The organism is Streptomyces sp. (assembly GCF_031178505.1).
GTDB classification, from domain to species: domain Bacteria; phylum Actinomycetota; class Actinomycetes; order Streptomycetales; family Streptomycetaceae; genus Streptomyces; species Streptomyces gulbargensis.
This window is the reverse complement of the sequence record NZ_JAPSIW010000330.1, coordinates 1-7,232: the sequence shown is the minus strand read 5'-3', so window position 1 is coordinate 7,232 and position 7,232 is coordinate 1. Positions and strand designations below refer to the sequence as shown.

The 7,232-nt window shown below is 74.1% G+C and carries 6 protein-coding genes; 3 read left to right on the top strand and 3 right to left on the bottom strand.

The genetic code is table 11. The annotated features are described in order from the left end of the window. Positions 1–213: 213 nt before the first annotated feature. Positions 214–1,812 (bottom strand): ABC-F family ATP-binding cassette domain-containing protein, encoded by a 1,599-nt coding sequence (locus RIF68_RS20885; protein ID WP_309052809.1) that lies wholly within the window; start codon positions 1,810–1,812, stop codon positions 214–216. 266 nt (positions 1,813–2,078) lie between these two features. Between RIF68_RS20885 and RIF68_RS20880 the strand changes: the two genes are divergently transcribed. Next, a complete protein-coding gene (locus RIF68_RS20880) occupies positions 2,079–2,969 on the top strand; it encodes a neutral zinc metallopeptidase (RefSeq protein ID WP_309052808.1) in 891 nt (296 codons plus the stop codon). 72 nt (positions 2,970–3,041) lie between these two features. Continuing rightward, positions 3,042–3,443: a VOC family protein gene (locus tag RIF68_RS20875; protein ID WP_309052807.1), complete on the top strand. Its 402-nt coding sequence runs from the start codon at positions 3,042–3,044 to the stop codon at positions 3,441–3,443. Positions 3,444–3,676: 233 nt separating this feature from the next. On the opposite strand, the gene RIF68_RS20870 is transcribed toward RIF68_RS20875, so the two are convergent. Together RIF68_RS20870 and RIF68_RS20865 are read right to left on the bottom strand one after the other, a co-directional pair. After that, complete coding sequence (locus RIF68_RS20870; RefSeq protein ID WP_375165115.1) at positions 3,677–5,089, bottom strand: hypothetical protein; 1,413 nt, start codon at positions 5,087–5,089, stop codon at positions 3,677–3,679. Positions 5,090–5,166: 77 nt separating this feature from the next. After that, positions 5,167–6,294: a hypothetical protein gene (locus tag RIF68_RS20865; RefSeq protein ID WP_309052806.1), complete on the bottom strand. Its 1,128-nt coding sequence runs from the start codon at positions 6,292–6,294 to the stop codon at positions 5,167–5,169. Between the two features lie 370 nt (positions 6,295–6,664). Between RIF68_RS20865 and RIF68_RS20860 the strand changes: the two genes are divergently transcribed. Beyond that, positions 6,665–7,232 (top strand): anion permease (locus RIF68_RS20860; RefSeq protein ID WP_309052805.1); only part of this gene is annotated, 568 nt, incomplete at its 3' end.

Below are 7,232 nucleotides of genomic sequence, written 5' to 3'. Positions count from 1 at the left end.
CCGCCCGGGGAGCCTCGGCCGGCGGAAGCAGCAGGTCAGCGGCGCGCGCCGGACACACGTACGGCGCGGGCCTGCCGGAAGGATTCCGCAGGGCTCCGCGCCGTCGGGTACGAGACGTCCTCACCCAGATGAAGGATCACCCATGAGCCGAATGATCCAGCCGGGAATGATCACCGGTCCCGGGGCGGGTCCCCCCGGAACCGGAGCCCGGGATCAGGCGAGCGCCACCAGGTCCGCGTAGTCCGGGCCCCACAGGTCCTCGACGCCGTCCGGGAGCAGGATGATGCGCTCCGGGTCGAGCGCCTCGACGGCGCCCTCGTCGTGGGTGACCAGGACGACCGCGCCCTTGTAGGTGCGCAGCGCGCCGAGGATCTCCTCACGGCTGGCGGGGTCCAGGTTGTTGGTGGGCTCGTCGAGGAGGAGCACGTTCGCCGAGGAGACGACCAGGGTCGCGAGGGCGAGCCGGGTCTTCTCACCGCCGGAGAGCACCCCGGCCGGCTTGTCCACGTCGTCACCGGAGAAGAGGAACGAGCCCAGCACCTTGCGGACCTCGACCAGGTCGAGGTCGGGGGCGGCGGAGCGCATGTTCTCCAGGACGGTGCGGTCGGGGTCCAGGGTCTCGTGCTCCTGGGCGTAGTAGCCGAGCTTGAGGCCGTGGCCGGGGGTGACCTCGCCGGTGTCGGGCTTCTCGACGCCGCCGAGGAGGCGGAGCAGCGTCGTCTTGCCGGCGCCGTTGAGGCCGAGGATGACGACGCGGGAGCCCTTGTCGATGGCGAGGTTCACATCGGTGAAGATCTCGAGCGAGCCGTAGGACTTGGAGAGGCCCTCGGCCGTCAGGGGGGTCTTGCCGCACGGCGCGGGCTCGGGGAAGCGGAGCTTGGCGACCTTGTCGGAGACGCGGACGTCCTCCAGGCCCGACAGGAGCCGCTCGGCGCGCTTGGCCATGTTCTGCGCGGCGACGGTCTTGGTGGCCTTCGCGCGCATCTTGTCGGCCTGGGCGTTGAGGGCGGCGGCCTTCTTCTCGGCGTTCTGCCGCTCGCGCCGGCGGCGCTTCTCGTCGGCCTCGCGCTGCTGCTGGTACAGCTTCCAGCCCATGTTGTAGACGTCGATGGTCGCCCGGTTGGCGTCCAGGTAGAAGACCTTGTTGACCACGGTCTCGACCAGGTCGACGTCGTGGGAGATGACGATGAAGCCGCCGCGGTAGGTCTTCAGGTAGTCGCGCAGCCAGACGATCGAGTCCGCGTCGAGGTGGTTGGTGGGCTCGTCGAGGAGCAGCGTGTCGGCGTCGGAGAAGAGGATGCGGGCCAGCTCGATGCGGCGGCGCTGACCACCGGAGAGGGTGTGCAGCGGCTGGGCCAGGACCCGGTCGGGCAGGCCGAGGGCGGCGGCGATCGTGGAGGCCTCGGCCTCGGCGGCGTACCCGCCCTTGGTGAGGAACTCGGTCTCCTGGCGCTCGTACTGCTTGAGCGCCTTCTCCCGGGTGGCGCCGCTGCCGCCGGCGATGCGCTCCTCGTTCTGCCGCATCTTGCGGATCAGGACGTCGAGGCCGCGGGCGGAGAGGATGCGGTCGCGGGCCAGGACGTCGAGGTCGCCGGTGCGCGGGTCCTGCGGGAGGTAGCCGACCTCGCCGGAGCGGGCGATGGTGCCGGCGGCGGGCTGGCCTTCGCCGGCGAGGCACTTGGTGAGCGTGGTCTTCCCCGCTCCGTTGCGGCCGACGAGACCGATGCGGTCACCCTTGGCGACGCGGAAGGTGGCGGACTCGATGAGGACACGGGCGCCGGCGCGCAGCTCGATGCCGGAAGCGGTGATCACGGACAGACTCCAGGACGATGGGGAAACGGCGGAAGGACGGCTGGGAAGGGCTTCGACGCCGCTAATCCACGAGGAGAATGGCCATGCGGCCAGTCTAACGGCCCCCTGCAACTGGTTTTCGGCCACGCGGGCCGGGGGTAGGCGAATGCCGTCTTTCTCACCTTCCCGCGCACGCACCGCAAAAGGGGCGGACGGCGCGAGAGGGGTCGATACTCGGCGCAGAGCGGCGGCCACCGCCGCGACAGCGACGCGGAGGGTGGTGGACCGTGCAGTTCGACGACGACGCCGACCTGGACACCTCGGAGGTACGCGACGTCCGGGGCAGCCGCCTGCCCGGCGGGCGGGCCACCGTCGGCGGCGGGATCATCGGGGTCGTCGCCCTGGTCCTGGGCCTGTTCTTCGGGATCGGCCCCGACCAGCTGGGGCTCTCCTCGGGCGGTGACGAGCCGGCCGTCACCTCCTCCTCGGCGGCGCAGGTCGACCAGGCCTGCCGCAAGGGCTCGGACGCCAACACCCGCGAGGACTGCCGGATCGTCGCCGTCGTCAACAGCGTCCAGGACTACTGGCGCGGCGAGTACGCGCGCCGGGGCGGGCGCTACGCGGACGCCCCCACCGTGATGTTCACCCGGCAGGTCGGCACCGCCTGCGGAACCGCCACCTCGGCGGTCGGCCCGTTCTACTGCCCGGGCGACCGGCGGGTCTATCTGGACCTGGGCTTCTTCCAGGAGCTGCGCACCACCTTCGGGTCGAGCGGCGGGCCGTTCGCGCAGGCCTACGTGGTCGCCCACGAGTACGGGCACCACGTCCAGAACCTCACCGGCACGCTGGGCCGGGCGCAGGACGGGCGGACCGGCGCGGACTCCAACGCGGTGCGGGTGGAGCTGCAGGCGGACTGCTACGCCGGGGTGTGGGCGCGGCACGCGACGACCACGCCCGACGACCGGACCGGCCGGCCGCTGCTGACCCGCCTGACGGAGGCGGACATCCACGACGGCCTGGACGCCGCGGCGGCGGTCGGCGACGACCGGATCCAGGAGAAGTTCCAGGGCCGGGTGACCCCGGAGAACTGGACCCACGGCTCGGCCGCCCAGCGGCAGCAGTGGTTCCAGCAGGGCTTCCGGACCGGCGACATGGCCCGGTGCGACACCTTCCGCTGATCATCCGCGCACCGCTGCCGGACAGGACGCGGGTCGTCTCCGGCCCGCGGCGTACGAAAGGACGTGAGCGCGATGCCCGAAGCACCCCACATCTGCCCGGCCCTGGCCTACCGGGACGCGAAGGCGGCGATCACCCAGCTGACGGAGGCCTTCGGCTTCACCGCCACGGCCGTGTACGAGGGCGAGGACGGGCTGATCGCGCACGCCGAGCTGACGTACGGCAACGGGATGGTGATGCTCGGCAGCCGGGGCACCGGCAGCGAGTTCGACCGGCTGACGGCCGGCGGCGGGCCGGTCGGCGTCTTCGTCCACGTGGACGACGTGGACGAGCACCACGCGCGGGCCGTGGCCCACGGTGTGGAGATCGTCATGCCGCCCCGGGACCAGGACTACGGCTCGCGGGACTACATCGCCCGCGACGCCGAGGGGAACATCTGGAGCTTCGGCACGTACACCCCCGGCGCCGGCGCCTAGGTCGAGTCCGTGAAGTCGGGCCCGGCCCGCGACTCCCCCGGCGCTTCGCCCGGGAGGTGCCCCCCTGCGCACGCGGGCTCTCCTCCGTAGCCGAGGCGCCCCCCGTGCGTCGCCGGTCACCCGGGTACGCCCGGTGCGAGGGCGATCCTCCCTGGGCCCCGCGGGCCCGGTCGGATCCCGGACACCGGACACCCTCAGGGCCCGCCCCCTGGCGGGGACGGGCTCCGGGCCGGTCAGGCGCCCCCGGTGTGGACCTGGAAGGCCGCCCTGCGGACGGCCTTGGCCAGGGCCGGGTCGGGGTGGGCGGCGGCCAGCGCGACGAGGACCTGGACGGTACGGGGGTGGCCGACGGCCCGTACCTCGTCGAGGAGGGCCGGGACGGTGCCCTGCACGGCGGAGTCCAAGTGGCGGACCAGCAGGTCGCTCTCGCCGTGGTCGGCCACGGCGGCGGCGGTGTCCACCCAGAGCCAGGTCGCCTCCTCGCGGGTGAGGACCTCCTGCGCGTCGTCGGGGTCGGCCCCCTCGTACTCGGCGAGCCAGAGCAAGGCGTACGGGCGGAGGGGGGGCTCGGCCAGGGCGGCCCGGACCTCGGCCTCGGCGGGGGCGCCGACGACCCGCAGCGCCTCGAAGGCCAGCCCGCGCAGCAGGGCGTCCTCGCCCCGGGCGACGGCCAGGAGCTCCGAGACGGCGCTGGAGAGCGTGCGGGCCGCGAGCCAGGCGCGGTACTCGTCGCGGGCGGGGCCGGGGGTGAGCCGGGCGCAGCCGCGGAGCATGTCCTCGGCGGACTGCTCGATGTTGCCGGCGGGGCTCTGCGCGGCGACGCAGATCTGCTCCAGCTTGACCCAGACCGCCCAGTTGCCGAGCGGCGTCAGGGTGGCCTGGCGGCCTTCCCGGCCCGGGTCCAGGGTGAGCGCGCCCACCGCGGCCAGGCCCTCCAGGGCCCAGTCGAGCAGGGCGGGGAGCCCCTCGGGCGCGCCGGACCCGGCGTCCCGGCCGGGGGCGTCCGCCGCGTCCGGGACCTCGCAGCGCTCCTCGCGGAGCTCCTCGACGCGCTGGCCGAGCAGGTCGAGGAGGGACGGGACGGGGACGGGGCCCTGGGAGAGCTGGAGCAGCGAGAGGACCTGCGGGACGGCCTCGACGACCTCGGCGACGGCGCTCGCCTCCACGCCCGCGGGGGCCGGGTGCACCAGGGACCAGGCGTCGAAGAGGGCGACCCAGCCGCGCAGGACGGCGGAGTCGTCGCGGTCCCAGGCCCGCAGCCGCCAGCCGGGGCGGGCGGTGTCGCCGTGCAGTTCGACGAGCCCGGCGAGGCGGGCGCGGTCCCAGCCGGCCCGGACCTGGCCGGGCGTCAGGCCGAGGGCCGTGGCGGCCCGTTCCTGGGCGGGGACGGTCTCGGAGCCGGGGCGGGCCGCGAGCCCCGTGCCGCGCTCGACGGCGGCCCAGCGGGCGATCCGTACGGCGTCGGCGAGGACGTGCCGCGCCTGGCGGGCGAGTTCCGCGCGGGGCGGAGTCCCCTCCGGCGGCCGCGGTGCCGGGCGGGTGCGCCGGGTGGTCACCGCCCGCCGGGCGGTGGCCAGCGCCCGCGGGCGGACGAGTCGGAGTCTGGAGTTGCGCGCCAATGGTTCATCGGGCTTTCGAGACGTCACGGGGGCAGTCTTCCCGCTGACGGCCCGAAAGCCCAATCGGAATGCCCGGTGCCGTGGGAGCGGGCCCCGGCGGACCGTCACATGAGCGGGGTGAGGAAGCGGCGTACGGCCTCCTCGTAGCGCAGCGGGTCGGCGTTCCACATGGCGGCGTGGGGGGCGTGCCGCACGGTGACCAGGGTGACGAGGCCGGGCCTGCGGGCGGCGAGTTCGACGGACGGCTCCCAGGGGGCGAGCGTGTCGTCGGGCCCGTGCAGGATCAGGGTGGGGACGCGCGGATCGGCCGCCGCCGGGGCGGCCGGGGAACGGCCCGCGGGCATGCCGGTCATGGCGCGGGCGGCCCGGACGGCGAGCGGCAGCAGGACCCCGGGGATCCGGTGGGCCGTGGCGAGGTTGCGCAGGGTGGTCTCGCGGGCGAGGACCGGGGAGTCCAGGACGAGGCCGGCGATCCGGTCCCGTACGCCGGACTCGGCGGCGGCACGCAGGGCCATCGAGGCGCCGGTGCCCCAGCCGTGCAGGACGACCTTGGCGGCACCCCGGCGGACCGCGTAGCGGATGGCGGCGTCGACGTCGCGCCACTCGGAGTCGCCGAGGTGGGCGAGGCCGTCGGGCGAGGCGGGGGCGCCGGCGTCGCCGCGGTAGGCGGGGACGAGGACGGGGACCTTGCGGCGGGCGAGGAAGGGGACGAGGTTGAGCGGGTGCTCGCGGGTGGTGCCGAGGCCGTGCAGGGCGATCACCCAGGTGGCCCGGGGGGCCGGCACCAGCCAGGCCGGGAGCGGCCCCAGCTCGCCGGGGATCTCGACGTCCTCGTAGGGCAGCCCGAAGGCGGTGAGGGGGGTGCCGACGTGCAGCTGCGGGGTGAGCCGGACGCGGGCGCCGGTCCCGAGGGTGCCGAGCTCGACCCGTTCCAGGCGGCGGACGACGGTGTCGGCGGTGTGCGGGACCCGGTCGAGGACGGGGCCGACGACCGCGTGCAGGCCGGGCGCCGCCACTCCGTACGTACCGGGGCGCAGCGACGCGAGGCTGCGGGTGAGGGTGATCCGTTCCGGTCCCGTGGCGTGCACGGTGAGCCGGGGGTCCCCCGGGAGGGGATGTCCGGACGAGGCCCTGAGGGCGACGTCGCTGGCGTACCGGCCGGCCGCCACCGCGGCCGCGCCGACACCGATCAGTGTGGTGACGGCCGCTGCCGCCGCTGTAGCCGGGCGCACGCTCCCCAGTGTCCGCAGTGCGCCCCTTCCATGCCACCCGACGGGCCGGTCGGGCGGCGCCGTTCTCTCCGGGCGGCCGCTCGGGCGGGTGACATGGGTCTCGCCGGGCCGTCCCTCGTCCGGCTGAATCCGTCCAGGGGGCGGACGGGGCCCCGGAGGTCCGGACGGTGGCGGGGGGTGTGAGGGCAGCAGGCACACGGATTACCCGGGGTTCCGGGGTGTTCGGATGGTGGACAGGGGTGGCGGCGCCGGAAAACGGAATCTCTTGACACCGGTTCGGGACACCACACTGCCCGCCCCAGTTCACCTTCCGTTCACCCAGGTTGCTTACGTTCGACGAGCCACTGACGTCAAACGATTGCCTGGGTAAATGGAACACATCACGCTGCTGCTCGCCATTGTGGTCGTGACAGCTCTCGTGTTCGATTTCACGAACGGTTTCCACGACACCGCCAACGCGATGGCCACGACCATCTCGACCGGTGCGCTCAAGCCCAAGACGGCGGTGGCCATGTCCGCCGTGCTCAACCTCGTCGGCGCCTTCCTCTCCGTGGAGGTGGCCAAGACGATCTCCGGCGGCATCATCAACGAACAGGGCATCCGCACGGAAGTGATCTTCGCGGCCCTGGTCGGCGCCATCCTGTGGAACCTGCTGACCTGGCTGGTGGGCCTGCCCTCCAGCTCCTCCCACGCCCTGTTCGGCGGCCTCATCGGCGCCGCGGTCGCGTCGGCCGGCTGGTCGGCCGTCAACGGCTCCACCATCGTCACCAAGGTCCTCATCCCGGCCGTGGCGGCCCCCCTCGTCGCCGGTCTGGCCGCGATGGCCGCGTCCCGCCTGACGTACAAGATCAACGCCAACCGCGAGGCGAAGGCCACGGCCAAGGGCTACCGCGCCGGCCAGATCGCCTCCGCCGGTCTCGTCTCCCTCGCCCACGGCA